Genomic DNA, 19,494 nt, shown 5'->3' with positions numbered 1-19,494 from the left:
CCACCGCTGACGGGCATGTGAGTGACGCTCAAAGGTGACTGGCCGTCGCCGTGCTCGTCCGCCGCCGCCCCACCGTCGAGCAGACCCGCTCCCAGCAGGGACTCAGGAGGAGGCCGTCGTGGCTGCGGGGTCGGGGCTCGGTCCGGCCGGACGGCTGCGATTGCTGTGCCAGTCCAGTATCAGGACGGTGGCGTCGTCCTTGAGGTTGCCGTGGCAGGCGTCGGACACCGCGGCTGTCAGGGTCCGGACGGCTTCTCGCGGGTGCAGCGCGCGGGTGTCGCGAACGACCGAGGCCAGGTCGACGGCCGCGGCACCGCGTTCTTGCATTCCGTCGGTGAGCAGGACCAGGCGGTCCCCGGGTCTCAGGAGTAGTTCCTGGAGACGGTAGGCGGTGGGTGCCGCCACACCGAAGGGCAGGTTGACGGCGAGTTTCACCTCTTCGACGGCGTTGCCGCGCAGCAGCAGGGGACGGGGGTGGCCGGCGTTGACCAGTTCGCACCGGCCCGTCTCGAGGTCGACGCAGAGCAGCTGGCCGGTGGCCAGGCCGCGGCTGTGGCTCAGCAGGGCCTCGTGGGCGTGGTGTGCCTGCTTGAGGGCGTCACAACCGCTGCGACGTGCCCGCCGCAGCGCGCCGACCAGCAAGGTGGCCAGCAGAGCAGAGTTGGTGTCGTGGCCCATGGCATCGGTGATCGACAGGTGCAGAGTGTCGCGGTCGAGCGTGTAGTCGTAGGTGTCGCCACCGATGTCGTCGGCGGGGACCAGTCCGCCGGCCAGAGTGAACTGGGCCGCCTCGCAGCAGGAGGCCGAGGGAAGCAACTGGTGCTGGATCTCCGCCGCCAGGCTGGTCTCGGTGGTGCGCCGGCCCTGGTGGTACAGATCGGTGAAGCGGCGGTCCGTGACGATGATGTAGGCCAGCGCGTGGGCCGCGTGGCGGACCTGGCGCAGCACGGTGTCGTCTGCGGACTGCAGGGTCACCTCCAGGACGCCGATGCAGTCGCCGCGGTTGGTGACGGGCGTGATGACGCGTCGTCCGCCCTGGCCGTCCGGTTCCACATACTGGCGCTGGCTCTGCAGGACGCTGTCGTAGACGCTGCCCCGCAGGTCGATCAGATCGCCCGGATCGGCGGCCTTGTCACCGGTCGCGGCGAGGCGTACCAGCCGCTGGCCGATGAGGTCGACGAACAGGAAGGACACGGCCTCCGCACCGAACCGCTTCCGCAGGTCGTGTGCCACCACGTCGACGGACTCACCGGGCGGGGCCGCTTCCGCAGCGGCCAGCAACTCGCCCAGTTCCAGGTCTCCACCCCTCACAGCAACCTCCTGTCGGTTGCCGCACCTTCTTCCCCGAGTCTTTGCAACCTCACATATTTCCCCCATTTTGTCTGGTCAGGGCGGTGTACCAGAGCGGTGCGAGCACGCCTGCCTTCGTCAGGCGGCGTCCGTGGGCGATCGTGCGGCCGGTGCGTCGGGGGGCATGGGACGCGGAGCGGTCCGTCAGCGCGCCGAAAGCCGTACCAGCCGCGCCGCCCGGTGCCCGTCGCCGCCCTCCACCCGCACCGCGACGTAACGGGCCGTCGCGCGGACGCGCAGTGCGCGGGTGCGGCCGCGCCCCGAGGCGCGCCCCCAGGCCTGGTAGCCGATGCCGTCGGTACTGCCCTCGACTCGCAGGCCGGGAATGTCGCCGTCGGTCCACTCGGTCTCGATCTCCCGCACCGGGAGCGCCGTGCCGAGGTCCACGACGAGGCGGCCGTCCTTGCCCGGCCGCCACGAGCTGCCCGGGTCCCCGTCGACCGCCGCGGACGGTTCCGACATGCCCGCGGGCAGCGGGCTGGTGGGAAAGACCGTGCGACCCAGCGCCAGATCGTTCACCGGGTACGGTCTCGCCCCGTGCAGCCGCACCACGGCCGGCCGCCCGCCGGAGCGCACCGACACCACCGCGGTCCGGCCCTGCGCGCGCACCCGCACCCGGCAGGAGGCCCCCGAGAGCCGCAGCGTGGCACCGTCCTCGACACTCACCCGCAGCCCGGCAGGCAGCGAACGACCCGAGACCGGGGCGAGCGTGAACCGCGGCGCCAGCAGCAGCGCCCGCGCCGCAGGCAACTCGCTTTCGTGGACGATCCCGTCCCCGGTCACGGTCTGCGTCCCCGCGAAGACATACCGCTCGGCGCCGTCCTGCGGCACCGAGACACGAGTGCGGACCTCCTCGGCGGAGAGATTGAAGAGACTCAGGTGTTCCTCCACGTACGCCGCCCGCACCCGCGGGTGCTCGGCCGACGGCGCCTTCCGCGCCGCCAGCGCCCGCAACCGGTCGGGCGAGGCAGCGGGATACCCCTCGATCACGACCGGGGCGGCGGGGCCGTCACTGAGGACGAGCGCGTCGTCGTAGACGGAGACGGGGTGGTCCCGGTCCGCGCCGCGCACCACGAGACCGGCGCGGCCGTCCACGTCGAGCCAGCCGCCGTGGCTGCGGGCCCGCGGCAGGGGATAGACGGCGAGATCCTCCCACCGCTCCCCGTCCGCCGAGCCCTGCACGCGGTAGGCGCGCCCGGCCGCGGCCTCCCAGCGCAGCGTCACCTCCCCGACCTCCCGCGCGGCGCCGAGGTCGACCGCCAGCCAGCTGTCCGCACGCTTGCGGTCCGCGGTGGCCACCGCCCAGCGGGTCGCCCCGTCACCGTCCACCGCCAGCTCCGGGCCCATGCCCGGGGCCGCCGAGGAGGCCGTCGCCGCGCCGCCGCGCGCGAGGTCCTCGCCACCGGCCAACGCGCGCGCCTCGAAGGCGAACAGTGAATAGCCGTACGCCGGATCAGGCCGCACCCCCTGCAGGCGCAGGTGACGCACGGTGGTGCGCGGCACGTCGAGCGTGTCGACGCGCCCGCCGGCCGCCGGAGCGCTCGCCCCGTCCTGCGCCGCCACCCGCACCGAGCCCTCCGCGAAGCGGAAGGTGCGGGATCCGCCGAGGCCGGGCATTCCCGGCATCGTGAGGTTGTACACCTCCAAGTGCCCCTCGCCCGCAGCCGTACCGCTGCTCGCGTAGACGACGGCGCCGGACCCCAGCGTGGTGAACCCGGCCCAGCCGGTGTCGAGACGCAGCAGCGTCGCGCTGCCGTCGAAGCCGTCGCGGACCGTCGTCCAGGTCTCCACCGCGCGGCCCGCGACCGTGCCCGCCGTCGAGGGCAGGAACATCGGGGTGCCGCCGCTCAGCTTGAACAGCCAGTCGTCGTGCGCCGGCTGCCAGGCGAACTTCACGAAGCCCGGCTTGCTGACCGCCGCCGCCCACGCCGCGGGGGACTGGTGCGAGACGAGCCCGGGCCAGGTACCGAAGTCCGTCACCCCGGCCGCCCGCGCGAAGAACTCCTCGAGCGAGAGGGGCTCCACGGGCGTGTGCGCCGTCCACACGTGCAGCAGGTAGCTCAAGGCGATCTCGGCGCGCGCCTCGGGCTCGTACTTCGGCTCGCCGGAGAACTTCGCGAGCCGGTAGCGCGGCGCGTACTGCTGGTACGCCTCCAGGCGGGCGGCCAGTTCGGTCTCGGCGCGGGCCGCGGCGCGGTCCCCCAGCACCCGTGCGAGGAAGGCGAGCGGGATGACGTCGCGTCCGTACAGGTGCTCGCGGTCGTTGACCATCGGCATCAACGGCTCGCCCGCGTCGCTCATGACGCCGAGCAGGGTCCGCCACAACGGGGCGGCGTTGGGCTGCTTGGTCAGCACCTCCGGCAGCGGAGTGCCCGCGGCGAGGAAGTGCGAGGAGTTACGGCCCGAGGTGCGCCACAACTCCTCTTGGTAGTGCGGGCCGAAGGAGCCGTGGTTCTCGACGATGAACGTGTCGTAGAGGTTGCGCGCGGTGTTGTGGGAGACCGGCACCCCGTCCACCACGGCGGGGTTGGCGAGGTCGGCGGGCGGCAGCCCGGCCTCGTTGCGCGACCAGGTGCCGAAGCGCTCCCGCCACGCGTCGTGCCGGGCATCGTCGCCGGCCCAGGCCAACGCGGGGGCGAGGGACTGCGCGTAGACGCCCATCTCCTCCAGCTTGGTGTCGCCCTGGAAGCCGCCGGTCAGCCCGTGCGGGGTCCAGGAGCCCGACGCCGGGTCGTCGCCGGTGCCGAGACCGTCGGTGTAGGCCGCCTGGCCGCGCAGGAGCGCGTCGACGTGGCCGCGGGTCGTCGCGTCCAGCTCGGTCCACAGAAGCTTCGCGGCCATGACGAAGTACGACTGGAAGGTGGTGTCGAAGAAGAGCGTGCGGCCCCACTGGTCGCCGCCGGTGAGCCGGTTGGAGGCGGCGAAGTGGCGGATGGTGGCGAGGGTGCGTGTCCGCAGGGTGTCGCGGTCGATGCCGGTCAGGTCGCTGTCGTAGCTGCCGTGGGTGAGCAGCACGGCATGGCCGAGGACGACGGCGAAGCCGAAGTCCTTGTCCGTGTAGTAGCCGCGGGCCGCGTCCCACCGGGTCTCGGACCAGCGGGTGTGCTGAGCGAGGACGCGCAGGTAGGTGGCGGCGATGTCGTCGGAGGCCGTGGCCGTCCCGGCGGCGGGCGCGTCAGCCGCCTGTGCCACCCCGGTGCCGACAGGCAGGGCGGTCAACGCGCCGGTGGCAGCCATGAGTTGGAGGAAACGTCGGCGGCCGACCTGGGCGGGGAGGTGCGACACGGCGAGGCCTTCCGTTCGGACAACGTTGTCAAGGCAGCATTTTCGACAGTCGTCCGGGCGGGAGTCAACGGGTACGGCGCAGTACGTATGGCGGGACGGGGCCGCCGCCCCGCCTCCAGGGCGTGAACTCGTCCGGCGCCCGCCGTGGTTCGCCGTGTGAGCAGTTACTCGGCGGACTGCGGCGAGGTCTCGTCGACCACCCACTTCAGGTAGGCCACGGATCCGCCCGTCACCGGGAGGGTGATCCATTCCGGTACTTCGTAGCTGTGCTGCTCCGCGACCCAGGCCTCCAGCGCTGGGAGCCGCTCTCTCGTCGTCTTGTACGAGATCCGCCACTCCTGCGCGGTCTCGACGGCCCCCTTCCACCGGTACGTCGCGGTGATCGGCTGGTCGATGTGGGCGCAGGCCGCCAACCGGCTCTCGACCGCGCCGCGGGCGAGGGTCTGGGCCTGTTCCTCGTCGTCGATGGTCGTCTGTGCGATCACGATGTCGCTGGCCATGCAACTGCCCTTCCGCTCGGTGAGTCCCGACACTACCCAGCGGCCGTGGCGGTCACCCGCGCGCCCTCCCGTCTCAACGCGCCTCCGCCTCGGCGGCGCCCCGGCCGCGTGCCACGCCGGTGACCGCAGCCACCGTGCCCCGCAGCCCCTCGGAGCGCGGGGCGTTCACGGCCGCTCCCGGGACCGGCGCCGGCCGGCGGGCAGCGGCACCGGGTACGACGGTGTTGGACACGCTGCCGATCCCTTCCACGGTGAGGGTGACGGTGTCACCGGGCTTCAGCGGCGGTGGCTTCCGCTCGCCGTGCACGCCCCACAGTCCGGCGAGGCAGCCGCCGTTGCCGCAGGTCCCGGAGCCCAGGACGTCGCCGGGCAGCACCCGCGTACCGCGCGAGGCGTAGGCGACCAGCTCCTCGAAGGTCCAGCTCATGTTGGACAGGAGGTCCGTGCCGACGGTCTCGCCGTTGACCTCCGCGGTGAGCGCCAGGCGCAGGAATCCGCCGGCGTCCTGGTACGGCTCCAGCTCGTCCGCGGTGACCAGGTACGGGCCGAGGGTGGTGGCCGTGTCCTTGCCCTTGCACGGGCCGAGGCCGACGGTCATCTCGGCGGACTGCAGGTCCCTGGCCGACCAGTCGTTGAAGACGGTGTAGCCGACGATGTGGTCACGGGCCTGCTCGGGGGTGAGGTCACGGGCCTGCTCGGGGGTGAGGTCGCGGGCCTGCTCGGGGGTGAGGTCGCGGCCCTCGCGGCCGACGACGGCGGCGACCTCGAGTTCGAAGTCCAGCACGGTCGAACCGGGCGGGACGGGGATGTCGTCGTGCGGACCGTAGATCGCCGTGCGGGTTGGTGCAATAGAACGTGGGAGCGGCGTACCGTTGTTCCGGGACGCCGACGGCGCCGCTCACCGAGCGCCGTACGCCCTCGACGTGCTCCTCGAAGGTGACGAAGTCCCGGACGGAGGCGGGCTGGAGGGGCGGCAGCAGCCGGACCTGGGACACGTGCGGGCCGGGCGGTACGTCGAGTGCGGTGGCACCCGCGGTGAGCAGCCCGGGCAGCCCGCCGGATTCCCGCAGCAGGCCTGTCGTAATCGGGCACGGCGAGATCGACGTGCCGCAGATGGGTGAGAAGACGCATGGGGTCACTCCTTGAAGAGGAGGGCGGAGGCGTTGCCGCCGCGAACGGAGCCGACGCCCAGCAGGCCCTGGACCAGCGCGTGATCGAGGGCGCGCACCGGGCGGTCAGGATGCTGCAAGGGCACGAGGCTGAGTCCCCGCAGCCGGCCGGGTCCGGCCGAACAGTGCGCAGCGGTCGCCTCGTTGGCGAGCCGGTACACCTTCTCCGCCGTCTCCTCGCCCGCCCAGTGGTGGTCGTGCGAGGGGGAGGGACTGACCACACGTCCACGCCCTGGGCGTCCATCGCGGCCAGGCACACGGCGGGGTCGGTCAGCCGGGGAACGCGTTCGCGCACCATGGGTCCGCTGACGGCGCCAGGGCCGCGGGACCGTTGCGCCGGGCGTCCAGTGCCTTCGCCTCCGCCAGCCCCGGCAGGCCGGACACCAGGGCCTCCACCTCGGGCAGCAGCACATGGGCGTGGACGTCCACGGTGGGGGCCGTGCTCACGGCAGCTCCCGCAGCATCGTCATCGTGCGGCCCGTCAGGCCGGGCAGGTCCGCGTCCCGGACATCGTCCAGCTGCCGCGCATCGGTCTGATCCAGGCGCGGCCGGCACGCATGCTGGCGCCCGTCGCCGCCGTCCGGGTGGTGGAGCCGCCCTACGAGGCGGTGCCGCTGCGCGAGGCCCTGTGGTGGCACCCGGTCCACACCCATGACGCGGCCCACATCTGGCTGCGCGAGACGGCGGCGCGGGTCGGGGCCGGACTGCCCCCCAGGGACGAGGACCGTGGGTGAGGCCGGGGCAGGCGTGGGCCCGGTGCGACCGCCCTCGGCGGCGGCAGCGGGCCCGTCGGTCCGTCGGGCACCCACCACCGCCGAGCCCGGCTCGGGATGCGCCGCCGCGCCCCCCGAGTCCGCAGGTGTCCGGTTATCGCCTATCCGCGGTAAATGCCTGGACTGAACGCCTTCCCCGGCGGGAGACTGCCGACTTCCGAACCTCCGGGAGTGTGATGGGGAACACAGAAGAGCGAGGGCCGGCGCCGGGCAGGAGCGCCGTCCTGCTCGCAGCGCGGTACTACGGCCGGGAACTGCTGCGACTGCACCGGCTGGCCCTGCCCGCGATGCTGCTGCCGGCCGCGGGCAACATCGGCATCCGTTACGTCGCCCCCCTGCTGATCGCCAAACTGGCAGGACAGGCCGCCGGCCACAGCGGTCTCACGCTCACCTCGGCGCTGCCGTACGTGCTGGGGTTCGGTGTGACGCTGCTGCTCGCCGAGGCCGTGTGGCGGGTCGGCCAGCACTGCCTGAACCGCGTGGACGCCCTCGGTTCGGAACACCTGTACGTCAGGGGCATGGACGAACTCCTCGCCCAGGACGCGGCGTTCTTCCACGACAACTTCGCCGGCTCCCTGACCAAGCGGGTCCTGAGCTTCGGCAGACGCTTCGAGGACTTCGTCGACACGGTGACGTACCGGGTCGTGGGCAGTCTCGTCCCCCTGGTGTTCGGTGCCGCGGTGCTGTGGAGCTACGAACCGATGCTCGTCCTCGGCCTCCTGGTGATGATCGCGCTGACCGTGGTGGCCGCGGCACCCCTGATCCGTCGCCGGCAACGGCTCGTCGACGACCGCGAGGCGGCGATCGCCCGGGTCTCCGGCCACGTCGCCGACAGCCTCATGAACATGGAGACCGTCCGGGCGTTCGCGGCCGAGCGGCGGGAGGCCGCCGAACACCGCGCCCGGGTCGCGGAGTCCCGGCGGCTGACGCTGAGGTCGTGGGACTACGGCAATCTGCGCGTGGACGTCCTGATCGCCCCCATGTCCGTGCTGACCAACGTGCTGGGGCTGCTGGTCGCGGTCGCCTTCGGCGGTTCCGGCCAGGGAGTGGAGGAGGTCGTCGTCGCGTTCACCTACTACTCCAACGCGACCCAGATCATGTTCGAGTTCAACCAGATCTACCGGCGTCTGGAAAGCTCGATGACGGAGGCCGCGCAGTTCACGGAGCTGCTGCTGGACCCGCCCACCGTGCTCGACCCGCCGGAACCCGAACCGCTCGCGCGGCGGGACGACACCGGCATCCGCTTCGAGGCGGTCACCTTCGCCCACGCGGGTGCGAAGCCGATCTTCCGGGGACTGACCCTGGACGTGCCCGCGGGCGCACGGATCGGTCTGGTCGGCAGGTCCGGCGGCGGCAAGACCACGCTCACCCGGCTCCTGCTGCGGATGTCCGACATCGACGGCGGACGCATCCTGATCGGTGGTCAGGACATCAGCCGGCTGCGCCAGAGCGACCTGCGCTCACTGATCGCCTACGTCCCGCAGGAACCCGCCCTGTTCCACCGCAGCCTGCGGGACAACATCGCCTTCGCCCGGCCCGGCGCCACCGACGAGGAGATCCACGCGGCGGCCGCGGCCGCGCACGTCACGGAGTTCGCCTGCCAGCTGCCCGACGGTTTCGGCACGCTGGTGGGGGAGCGGGGAGTGAAACTCTCGGGCGGCCAGCGCCAGCGCGTCGCCCTCGCCCGGGCCATCCTGCGCGACGCCCCGGTCCTGCTGCTCGACGAGGCGACCAGCGCCCTGGACTCGGAGAGCGAACTCCTCGTCCAGGACGCCCTGTGGCGGCTGATGGACGGCCGTACGGCCCTCGTGGTCGCCCACCGTCTGAGCACCGTCGCCGGCATGGACCGTCTCGTCGTCCTCGACCGGGGAGACGTCGTCGAGCAGGGCACCCACGAGGAACTGCTCGCGGCGGACGGGGCCTACGCCCGACTGTGGCGGCACCAGTCGGGCGGCTTCCTCGGCGAGAGCGCCGAGGCGGCCCTCGAAAGCCCGGTCCCGGGAGCCGGCACCGGCGTGCTGCCGGGACCGGCCGACCCGGCACCGGGCGGGGGCCGCGGGACGCCGTCACCCGCGCGCACGAGCACCGGGCCCGCCTGAACGCAGCGGTTCCCGGACGTTCCGGAGGGCGGGCGCGGTCGTCGTCCTGGTGGCCCTCGTCGTCCCGGCCGTCCTCGAACCCGGCCGGCCCGGGGACGGCGAGGGGCGGCGGCCGGCGCGCCGCCCCGGCCGCTTCCGGGGCCGTGTCTCAGGCGTCGATGATGACGGGGATGATGAGGGGCTTGCGGCGGTAGGTGCGGAACGCCCAGTTCGCCACGGCGCGGGCGATGAGCTGTTCGAGCTGGCGCGCGTCCCCGACGCCCTCCTCGGCCGCGGTGGCCAGGGTCTTCTCGATGACCGGGACGACCGGCTCGAAGGTGGCCTCGTCGTGGACGAAACCACGGGCCAGGAAGTCGGGGGCCTCGGCCAGGGCACCGGTGTCCGCGTCGACGATCGCCACCACCGTGACCACGCCTTCGGCGGCGAGGGTGAGGCGGTCCTTGAGGGAGGCCTCGGTGGCGCCGCCGACCTCCATGCCGTCCACGTAGACGTTGCCGGCCGGAACCTTCCCGGTGATGGACGCGCGCCCGTCGACGAGGTCGACGACGACGCCGTCCTCGGCGATGACGACCCGGTCCGGGTCGACGCCGGTACGGATGGCGAGGTCGCCGTTGGCCCGCAGGTGGCGCCATTCGCCGTGCACGGGCATGACGTTGCGCGGCTTGACGATGTTGTAGCAGTAGACGAGTTCGCCGGCGCTGGCGTGCCCGGAGACGTGCACCTTGGCGTTGCCCTTGTGGACCACGTGGGCGCCCCACCGGGTGAGTCCGTTGATCACCCGGTAGATGGCGTTCTCGTTGCCGGGGATGAGGGAGCTGGCGAGCAGGACGGTGTCGCCCTTGCCGATGCGGATCATGTGGTCCCGGTTGGCCATCCGGGACAGCGCGGCCATCGGTTCGCCCTGGGAGCCGGTGCACACCAGGGTGACCTTGTGGTCCGGGAGCTTCTCCAGCTCCTTGGTGCTCACCACCAGACCGGACGGGACCTTCAGGTAGCCCAGGTCACGGGCGATGCCCATGTTGCGGACCATCGAGCGGCCGACGAAGGCGACCTTGCGGCCGTGCTGGTGGGCGGCGTCCAGGACCTGCTGGATGCGGTGCACGTGGCTGGCGAAGCTGGACACGATGACCCGGCGCGGCGCGGTGCGCATCACCTGCTCGATCGCCGGGTTCAGCTCACGCTCGGACGTGGTGAAGCCGGGCACTTCGGCGTTGGTGGAGTCGGTCAGGAACAGGTCCACGCCCTCCTCGCCGAGGCGGGCGAAGGCGCGCAGGTCGGTGATGCGCTCGTCCAGTGGGAACTGGTCCATCTTGAAGTCGCCGGTGTGCAGCACCATCCCGGCGCCGGTACGGATCGCGACCGCGAGACTGTCCGGGATGGAGTGGTTGACCGCGACGAACTCGCAGTCGAAGGGCCCGAAGCCGCGCCGGTCGCCCTCCCGCACCCGCACCGGGCGCGGCCGGATGCCGTGTTCCTTGAGCTTGGCCTCCAGGAACGCCAGCGTCAGCTTGGAGCCGACGACCGGAATGTCGGAGCGCTCCCGCAGCAGGTAGGGCACGCCGCCGATGTGGTCCTCGTGACCGTGGGTGAGCACCACGGCGACGACATCGTCCAGCCGGTCCCGGATGGAGGTGAAGTCCGGCAGGATGACGTCCACACCGGGCTGGGTCTCCTCGGGGAACAGCACGCCGCAGTCCACGATGAGCAGCTTGCCGGCGTACTCGAAGACGGTCATGTTGCGGCCGATCTCACCGAGGCCGCCCAGGGCGATGACCCTCAGCCCTCCGTCGGGAAGGGGCGGGGCGGCTTTGAGGTCGGGGTGGGGATGACTCATACCCTGACGGTACCCGCAGAGGGGGGCGGGATGATCCATCGCCTGCGTGATCCATGTCTGCGTGGTCTCTTTTCCCGGGGTGCGGCCTCCTTGGCGGACCACGCTCCCCGCTACCGGGGGAGCGCCGCGCCCGGCGGCCCCGTCCCCGGCCCCGGGACGGCCCGTGTCCGGCGGCCCCGGCCGCCTTCGTCCGCGCGGTGCCCGGCGAGGAGCGTCCCGGCCGGCCCGGCGGCACGTCGGACACCGGCGCCGGTCTGGTTTACTCTCCCGATGAGTTCACGCACGTCCCCGGTCAGCCCGCCGGTCACGATACGCAGGGCCGTCGCGGGGGACGCCAGACGGCTCACGCGCATCGTGCGCGGCTCGGGCGCCTACCGGGGTGAGTACGCGGCGGCAGTCGCGGGCTACCGGGTGGGTCCCGATTACCTCGAGGCCCACCGGGCCTTCGCAGCCGTCGGCGCAGACGAGCCCGGAGGCCGGGTCCTCGGGTTCTACTCGCTCGTCCTGGCCCCACCGGAACTCGATCTGCTCTTCGTCGCCGACGACGCGCAAGGGCGGGGCATCGGGCGACTGCTCGTCGCGCACATGCAGGGCGAGGCCCGTGCCGCCGGGCTCGACCGGGTCAAGGTCGTGTCGCATCTTCCCGCCGCGGACTTCTACCACCGCGTCGGTGCCGTGCGGACCGGGACCGCGCTCGCGAACCCGCCCGCCGTGCCGTGGGACCGTCCCGAATTCGAGTTCCGCGTCCCTGCGCGATGAACGACGGCCGTCCGTGGCGGGTGTGCCGCCGGGACGGTGCCCGGGGGTTCGCCGGCCCGCCCCGGTCCCGGGACCGGAGGGCGGTCAGGACGGTGCGCGGCCGTTCGTCCTCGCGGGTGATGTCGTCCGCAAGTCCTGAGCGGCCGAGGCGCCGGTCGCCCTCGGTGAGCCCGGTGAGGCGCAGCCGCTGCTGGGCGCTCAGGGCGGTGGCGCCGCGGGCCTGGAAGGTCTCGCAGGCGCCGGCGACGTCCCTTCCGGCTTCGGCGGCGCGGCAGGCGGCCTCGGCGAGCCGGCCGACGCCGGGGCCGGTGACGGTGACGGCGAGCGCGGCGGCGGGGGCCTTCTCGGGGGTCGGCGAGGAGGCGTTCCGGGCGGGGGACCAGGGGCCGGGCGGATGCGCCGAGGGGGGCGGTGGCACCCGCCCCGCGCGCGCCCCGTCCCCGTACGAGGAGGCCGCCCTGCTCTCGGCCAGGAGGCGCCTTCGTCGTGACGGGGGGCGCGGCGTGCGGCCCTCCCGGCGGCGGCCGGGACACCGGCGGGCCGCGCCGCGGCCGGATGTGGACCGCCCGGACCCCGCAGCGCACCCCCTCATCGGCCCTGTGACCAGCACTTCCCCCGTTCTATTAGAATCTTCAATATCCAGGGCGAAAGGGGCGGACGTGTCCGCACAAGAGGCGGCGTTCGGCGCCCTGCTGCGAAAGATGCGTCAGACCAAGTCGCTGACCATCGAAGCGCTGGCGGAGGCGTCCGGCGTCAGTGTGCGCGGCATCGGCGACCTGGAACGCGGACGGCGGGCCGCGCCGCAACGGCGGACGGTGGCCGCGCTCGCGGACGGACTCGGACTCGACGACACCGGCCGGGAACGGCTGCTCGCCGCCGCCCGTACCGGACGTGCTCCCGGGTACAGCCCCGTCGGCGTCCGTTCCTTCCCGCGCGGTATCGACGACTTCGTCGGCCGCGCCGACGAACTGGCCCGCCTGGAGGCACTCGCCGGACCGTCCGCGGACCAGGGCGCCGCGGAACGCGGCGCCGACGGGGGAGCCGGGGCCGCGCACACCCGGTCCGTCGTCGTCGCCGTCCACGGGGCGCCCGGCACGGGCAAGACGACCCTCGCCCTGCGCGCCGCCCGCGGGCTGGCGGGCCGGTTCCCCGACGGCCAGCTCATGGTGGACCTGCGGGGGACCGACGACACCCCGCCCGCCCCCTCCGAGCTGATGGTCCAGGTGCTCAAGGCGCTCGGCGTGCCCGACCGCGACCTGGCGAAGGCCGGCCCGCAGGCCCACCCCGCCGTCTACCGGCAGGTCCTCGCCGACCGCCGCTGCCTGCTCGTCCTCGACAACGCCCGCGACGAGGCGCAGGTACGCCCCCTGCTGCCCGGCTCCGGCGGGACGCTCGTCCTGGTGACCAGCCGCCGTATGCTCACCGGTCTGGACGACGTGGTCCGGCTGCCGCTCGGGACGCTCGAGCCCGCCGAGTCGGCCGCCTTCCTGACCGCGCTCGTCGGCGCCGACCGGGCGAGCGCCGAACCGGAAGCTCTGGAGGAGGTCGCCCGGCTCTGCGAACACCTGCCGCTGGCCCTGCGGGTGGCGGGCAACTGGCTGGCGACGCGCACCGGTTGGAGCGTACGCCGGCTCGCGGACCGGCTGGCGCGCGAGGAGCGGCGGCTGGACGCGCTGGCCGCCGGGGACATACGGGTGGCGAGCGCCTTCGACCTGTCGTACCGGCAGCTCACCCCCGCCGCCGCACGGCTGTTCCGGCGCCTGTCCCTGGTCCCCGGTCCGGACGTCGGCGCCGCCTGCGCCGCCCGGCTCACCGGCCAGGACCTCTACGACGCCGAGGACACCCTGGAGGAACTGGTCGAGGCGGGGCTCCTCGGCGTCACCGGGGACCGTTACCGTCTCCACGACCTGCTCTGCCTGTACGGCCGCGACCGCCTCACCGCGCAGGAGAACCCCGAGGACGCCGAGCGGGCCCGCCGGGCGATGTTCCGCTGGCTGCTGGAGACGGCCGTCGTCGCCGGCCGGTGGTACGAACCCGACCACGGCGCCCCGCCTCCCACCTGGCGGGGCACGGTGGACCTGTCCAGCGCCGACAAGGCCCGCGAGTGGCTCCAGGCCGAGGCGGCCAACTGGCTGGCGGCCCTGCACGCGGCGGCGGAGGACGGCGACCACGCCACCGTCGTCGAGGTGGCCGAGTCCCTGCACTGGTTCTCCGACCAGTGGATCTTCTGGGGGCACTGGCCGGAGGTCTACGGCACCGCCGTGCGCTCCGCCGAGGCGCTCGGTGACCCGCTCGTGGAAGCGACCCAGCTCAACTACTACGCCTGGGCCGTCCTGCTGTGCGAGGGCAGACCCGCGGACAGCCTCCGGTACTCCGCCCGCGCGCTGGACGCGGCCCGGCGGGCCGGCGACCCCGCCCAGCAGGCATGGGCCCACCAGTACGCCGGCTGGGCCCACCGCCTCATGGGCGAGAACGACAAGGTCGCCGGGCACAACGCCCGGGCCGTCGCCCTCTTCGACGCCGCCGGGGACCTGCACGGCATGCTCCAGGCCCTGCTCGGCCGCGCGCTGGCACTGCGGGCGACCGAGCGCCACGAGGAGGCGATCGAGGCCAGCCGGCAGGTTCTGACCCGGCTGGATGCGGCCGGCGAGCGCATCGAACCCCACATCGCCGCCTTCGCACGGGTCAACGCGCTGGCAGGGCTGGGCATCAGCTACAGCCGTCTGGGGCGCTGGGACGAAGCGGTGGAGAACCTGCGGGAATCGGTCGACCTCTGTCACGCGGACGGCAACACCGCGCTGGAGAGCCGCTACCTCATCACGCTCGGCGACGCCCTCCTCGCGGCGGGCAGGACCGCCGAGGCGCACGAGGCGTTCGAGCGGTGCGTCGCGCTCGGCGCGGGTGCCGACCCCCAGCGGGTCGCCGTGGCCCGCTCCCGACTCGCCGACCCCGCCCCGGTCCGACCTGCGCCCCACCTGAACTGACCCCGGCGCACCCACCGAGCGACCGCACACCCCGGTGCCGGCCGGGACATCGCTCCTGGGGGAGAACCGGTCCTCACGATACGTGTACGGCGGCGACCGTTCCTTTCCGTGCGCGCACGGAGCTGTTCCCTGCGCGCACGGACGTGCGCCGGTACCGCGGGGACGGTGTGTGCCCTTCCGTCCGGCACCGCGTTTTCTGCCTGGAGAGTGCCTGGTCAGCGACCTGCCCGGCTGGTTGATTTCTCCTGTCGGAAAGAAAGAGGAGGAGAACCACGTGGAGCTTGCCCCGTCGACGGACGCGGTGCCCGGCCGGGACCGGCTCGACCGCTGGCGGGCCGCGCTGGGCTCGGCCCTCCTCCCGATGGCCGTCACGCCCCGCGGCAGCGGCCCCCTCACCGGCCGGATCACCAGTGGCCGCCTCGGCCGCCTGCGCTTTTGCACCCTGGAGTCCGACGCCCAGCGCATCAGCCGCACGGCGGCGCACCAGCGGACGGCGGACGAGGCCGCCGTGGGGGTCCTCGTCCTGACCGCGGGCACGGCGTCCCTGCTCCAGGACGGCCGGCACGCCGTCGCGGGCGCCGGGGACCTCCTGGTCCACGACACCTCACGGCCGTACACCCTGGACTTCCCCGCGCGGTTCGCCTGCCACATCCTCCACCTGCCCCGCCGGGAACTGGACGTCTCCGACGGGGAACTGCGCGGGCTCGCGGTGACGGCCGTCGCGCCCACCGACGGGATCGGTGCCGTCCTCAGCCCTTTCCTCACCCGGCTGCTCGCCTCGGCCCACTCCTACGCACCGGCCGTCGGGGCGCGGCTCGCGGCCACCGTCGTCGACCTCTTCGCCACCCTCGCCGCCGAACGCAGCCCCTTCGGCGGCGCCGGAACCGGACGGGAGGAGCTGGTGCTGCGCATCCGCGACCACATCGACCGCCATCTGGAGGACCCCGCTCTGGCGCCCGAGACCGTGGCCGCCGCCCACCACATCTCCGTGCGGTACCTGCACCGGCTGTTCGAGGACGAGAGGGTGACCGTGGCCCGGCTCATCCAGCGGCGCCGGTTGCAGGAGTGTGCGCGCGAACTGGCACGCGGCGGCCGGGCCGCGCCCGCCGTCGCCGCGGTCGCGCACCGCTGGGGCTTCGTGAACCCCGCCCACTTCAGCCGGGTCTTCCGCGGGATGTACGGGCACACGCCCAGCGAATGGCGCCGGCTCGCGACCTCGGGCACGCCCCCGCAGGACCCGTACGGCCGGTACGGCGACCGGGCCCCGGAAGCCGCAGCGGGGCGGGTGCCGCACCCTGATGAGCGGGTGCCGCACCCCGAGCGGGCGCCGTACGCCGAGGTGGGGCCACGTGCCCGGCGGACGGCTCACGACGGCGACGGCCGGAGCGCCTCCCGTGCGGCCTGAATCCGTCACCGTGCGGCCTGAACCCGGCAGGCGACGGTCAGAGCCGGTCACCGTTCGGCCTGAGTCCGTCACCAGGCCGTCCCGACCCGTCGCCGCAGGGCCCGAGCCGGTCACCGTGCCGCCTGGTTCCCTCGCCACGCCGCCTGGCCCCCTCACCGCAGGCCCCGAGCTTGTCACCGCGCGACCCCGGCCGGTCGCCGCACGTCCCGAGACCGCCGGGGCCGGCCCCGCGCGGCCCTCGCAGGGACCCGGCGCATCCGGTCAGCGAGGCACGCTCGGCGAGCCCGGCGCACCCGGCAGGCGCGGAGCACCCGCCGAGCGTGACGCCGCCGGCCTGTCCGGCGGCCCGGATTCCCGGGAGGACCGCGTCGCGCTCGCCGGCCGTGGCCCGGAGCAGGAGCTGCTGCGCCGGGTGCTGCGCGAGGCACGGTCGGGGGACGGGGGCACGGGGACCCTGCTGCAGGGTGAGGCCGGGATCGGCAAGACGGCCCTGCTGGACTGGGCGCACGCCGAGGCACGCGCCCTGGGGTTCACCGTGCTGCGCGCGGTGGGTTCCGAGGCCGAGGCAGGGGTGCCGTTCGGCGCGCTGCACCAGTTGCTCTGGCCCCTCACGGACCGTATGCGGGCGCTGCCGGAACCGCAGCGCCGGGCGCTGGCCTTCGCCCTCGGCGAGGACGCGGAACCGGCGCGGGGCGGCTTCCTGGTGGGCGCGGCGGTACTGGCCCTGCTCGCCGGGGAGGCGCGCATGCGCCCCGTACTGGTCCTCGTGGACGACCTGCAGTGGGTGGACTCCTCCAGCGCGGCCGTCTTCGCCTTCCTGCAGCGCAGGACCGGCGAGGTGCCGCTGGCCTTCGTCAGCGCGGGCCGCCCCGAGGGCCCGGCGGCCGAGGGCAGGCCCGGCACGGTGGTCGACCTGACCGCGCTGGACGGCGAGGACGCCCGCACGCTGCTGCGGACCCGGCACCCGCACCTGTCGCTCCCCACGGCCGACCGCATCCTGCAGGAAGCGGCGGGCAACCCGCTGGCCCTGGTCGAGCTGCCCGTGCACCTCCATCCCGACCAGGCACGCGGCGTGATGCCCCTGCCGAGGCGGTTCCCGCTCGGCGGGCGGCTGGAGCGGCTGTTCGCACCCCGGCTGGACCAATTGTCCGGCGAGGCCGCCCGCGTGCTGCTGCACGCCGCTCTCGGCGGCACGGCGGCGATGTGGGCGATACCGGCCTGGCCGGCCGGGCTCGCCCCCGACCGGGCCGACGAGGTGCTCGACGAGATCGAGTCGAGCGGCCTGGCACGCCTGGAGCCGGACGGCCGGCTCACCTTCCGGCACCCGCTGGTGCGCGGCGCCGTCGTCGCCCGCGCCTCGGGCCCCGAACGGCGGGCCGCGCACCGCGCGCTCGCCGCCGCTCTGCCCTACGACGACCCCCGCCGGCTGGGGCACGAGGCCGACGCCACCCTGCTGCCCGACGACGAGCTGGCCGGACGGCTCCAGGAGGCCGGCCGCCGCCTGGCGCTGCGCGGCGGCGACGCCGAAGGCGCGCTGCTGCTGCACCGCGCGGCCGTCCTGAGCACCGGCGCCCAGACCCGCGCCCGCCGCCTGACCTGGGCGGCGGCCATGGCGGCCCGCGGCGGGCGGCTCCCGTACGCTGCCAGGCTCGTGGAGGAGCTGCGCCGCGCGCCGGTGCCCGCCGACAGCGCGCCGCTGCACGCCTACGCCGTCGTCTACGTCGACCAGAGCCACCACGTCGACTTCGCGTCGTCGTTCACCCTGCTTCCCCAGGCCCTCGACGCCCTCGCCCGGACGGGAGCCGGGGCCGGCCCCTTCGACGACCTCGCCGAACAGGTCTACTTCAAACTGCTGCTGGCGTCCGTCTACACCGGCGACGCCCGCGGCTGGGCCGTGCTGCGCGCCCACCGGCACCAGGTCTCGCCGCTGGCCGACCTGTGCCGCCGGGCCTGGTCCGACCCCGCCCGCACCGCCCACGGCGCGGGCGCCGAACTGCACGCCACGGCCCGCACCATGAGCCAGGAGCAACAGGCCGGAGCCGCCTGGCTGCTGCTGTGGACCGCCACCGCCCTCGACATGGCCGACGCGTCCCTGTGGCGCCGGTTCCTGGGCCAGCACGCCTACGCCACCCAGGGCAGCATCGCCAAGGCCGGCGCCCACCAGGCCTACCTGCGGGGCGAGTGGGACCGGGCCGAGGTGTGCCTGCGCGAGGCCGAGGCGGCCGACGCCCTCGGGTACCACTGCAACGCCCTGCTCTTCCGCAACCACTACGCCCGTTTCCTGGCCGGCCGCGGCGACGAGGAGGGGCTGCTCGCGGTGGAGGGCGCCATCCGGCCGCCGGCCGCCCGGGCGCGTATGACGTTCGTGGAGGACCACCTCACGCACCTGCGCGCCCTGGCCGCCCTCGCGCACGGCCGGGACGAGGAGGCGTACTCCGCGCTGGCCGCTCTGACCCCGCCCGGCGTGCTGCCGGCCGCCCTGCCCTGGTTCCACCTGCCGTTCTTCGACTTCGTGGAGGCGGCCCTGCGCACCGGGCGGACGGCCGAGGCACGGGCGCACGTGGCGGCGGGCGGCGCGGCACGGATGGGGGACATCTCCCCGCACCACGCGTTCCTGCTGGCCGCCGCCCGCGCCCTCGCCGCCGCCGACGAGGACGCCGACGCGCTCTACGAGGCCGCCTACGCCGTACCGGGCGCGGGCCAGTGGGCGTTCGAACTGGCCAGGCTGCGGCTGGCGCACGGCGCGTGGCTGCGCGACCGCAGGCGCCCGCGCGCGGGGGAGGTGCTGGAACAGGCGCTGGAGACCTTCCGCGCGCTGGGCGCCCGGCCCTGGGCCGAGCGGACCGAACGGGAACTGCGGGCCGCCCGCACCCGGACCGAGGGCCCGGCCTCGCTCACCGCGCAGGAACTGCGGATCGCCCGGCTCGCGGCGGACGGGCTGACCAACAAGGAGATCGGCGCCCGGCTGGGCCTGTCCCCGCGGACCGTCGGCGGCCACCTGGCGAAGACCTTCCCCAAACTCGGGATCGCCTCGCGTGCCGCGCTCGCCCGGGCCCTGGAGGGGACGGGCGCGTGAAAGCGCGCGGGGCCCACCGCCCGCGCTGACCGACGGGGACGGCACCGGTGACGGCGCGCTGCGGGCCGGGACGGCCCCATGTCTCTCCCGTGAGTGGTGGGCCTGCGGGTCCGGACGGCCTCGTACCTCTTCCGCACGGGTCGGCACCGTCGAGTCGTGCCTGCGCTCCGGAGCCCGGGGTCCCCGCTGCTCGCACCGCATCCCTCACCCTCCGGCCCGCGGCGGCACGCCGGCGCGGTGACCGGCCGAGCCTCCCCCCC

Annotated in this window: 9 protein-coding genes and 3 pseudogenes; 6 read left to right on the top strand and 6 right to left on the bottom strand. The window is 74.2% G+C overall.

Features of this window, described 5'->3' with window-relative positions; genetic code table 11:
* Positions 1 to 102 precede the first annotated feature (102 nt).
* The 5 genes and pseudogenes from AC6I72_RS02935 to AC6I72_RS02915 form a co-directional block, all read right to left on the bottom strand.
* Positions 103 to 1,311: a PP2C family protein-serine/threonine phosphatase gene (locus AC6I72_RS02935; protein ID WP_497999205.1), complete on the bottom strand. Its 1,209-nt coding sequence runs from the start codon at positions 1,309 to 1,311 to the stop codon at positions 103 to 105.
* 183 nt (positions 1,312 to 1,494) lie between these two features.
* The gene (locus tag AC6I72_RS02930; protein WP_497999204.1) at positions 1,495 to 4,587 is read right to left on the bottom strand and encodes a discoidin domain-containing protein; all 3,093 of its coding nucleotides are present in this window, start codon (positions 4,585 to 4,587) and stop codon (positions 1,495 to 1,497) included.
* 212 nt (positions 4,588 to 4,799) lie between these two features.
* Positions 4,800 to 5,135, bottom strand: coding sequence for a divalent-cation tolerance protein CutA (gene cutA / locus AC6I72_RS02925; RefSeq protein ID WP_497999202.1), 336 nt, complete (start codon positions 5,133 to 5,135; stop codon positions 4,800 to 4,802).
* A 165-nt stretch (positions 5,136 to 5,300) separates the two neighbouring features.
* Positions 5,301 to 6,274, bottom strand: a pseudogene (locus tag AC6I72_RS02920) (fumarylacetoacetate hydrolase family protein).
* Positions 6,275 to 6,318: 44 nt separating this feature from the next.
* A pseudogene (locus AC6I72_RS02915) lies at positions 6,319 to 6,751 on the bottom strand (amidohydrolase family protein); the annotation flags it as partial.
* Positions 6,752 to 6,828: 77 nt separating this feature from the next.
* Between AC6I72_RS02915 and AC6I72_RS02910 the strand changes: the two are divergent.
* Positions 6,829 to 7,038, top strand: a pseudogene (locus AC6I72_RS02910) (LysR family transcriptional regulator); the annotation flags it as partial.
* A gap of 215 nt (positions 7,039 to 7,253) precedes the next feature.
* Positions 7,254 to 9,176 carry an ABC transporter ATP-binding protein gene (locus tag AC6I72_RS02905; RefSeq protein ID WP_497999201.1) on the top strand — a complete coding sequence of 641 codons (1,923 nt, stop codon included), beginning with the start codon at positions 7,254 to 7,256 and terminating at the stop codon, positions 9,174 to 9,176.
* Between the two features lie 148 nt (positions 9,177 to 9,324).
* On the opposite strand, the gene AC6I72_RS02900 is transcribed toward AC6I72_RS02905, so the two are convergent.
* Entirely contained in the window at positions 9,325 to 11,010 is a 1,686-nt protein-coding gene (locus AC6I72_RS02900; protein WP_497999200.1) for a ribonuclease J, read from the bottom strand.
* 270 nt (positions 11,011 to 11,280) lie between these two features.
* On the opposite strand from AC6I72_RS02900, the gene AC6I72_RS02895 reads away from it, so the two are divergent.
* The 4 genes from AC6I72_RS02895 to AC6I72_RS02880 all read left to right on the top strand — a co-directional run bounded on the left by AC6I72_RS02895 (position 11,281) and on the right by AC6I72_RS02880 (position 19,234).
* Positions 11,281 to 11,769: a GNAT family N-acetyltransferase gene (locus AC6I72_RS02895; RefSeq protein WP_497999198.1), complete on the top strand. Its 489-nt coding sequence runs from the start codon at positions 11,281 to 11,283 to the stop codon at positions 11,767 to 11,769.
* Positions 11,770 to 12,428: 659 nt separating this feature from the next.
* Entirely contained in the window at positions 12,429 to 14,753 is a 2,325-nt protein-coding gene (locus AC6I72_RS02890) for an ATP-binding protein (protein WP_497999196.1), read from the top strand.
* A gap of 274 nt (positions 14,754 to 15,027) precedes the next feature.
* Entirely contained in the window at positions 15,028 to 16,158 is a 1,131-nt protein-coding gene (locus AC6I72_RS02885; RefSeq protein ID WP_497999195.1) for an AraC-like ligand-binding domain-containing protein, read from the top strand.
* Positions 16,159 to 16,273: 115 nt separating this feature from the next.
* The gene (locus AC6I72_RS02880) at positions 16,274 to 19,234 is read left to right on the top strand and encodes an ATP-binding protein (protein ID WP_497999194.1); all 2,961 of its coding nucleotides are present in this window, start codon (positions 16,274 to 16,276) and stop codon (positions 19,232 to 19,234) included.
* Positions 19,235 to 19,494: the final 260 nt, after the last annotated feature.

It is taken from the genome of Streptomyces sp. Xyl84 (genome assembly GCF_059731885.1).
The sequence above is the reverse complement of the archived record's forward strand: the minus strand, read 5'-3'. Positions and strand labels throughout refer to the sequence as shown.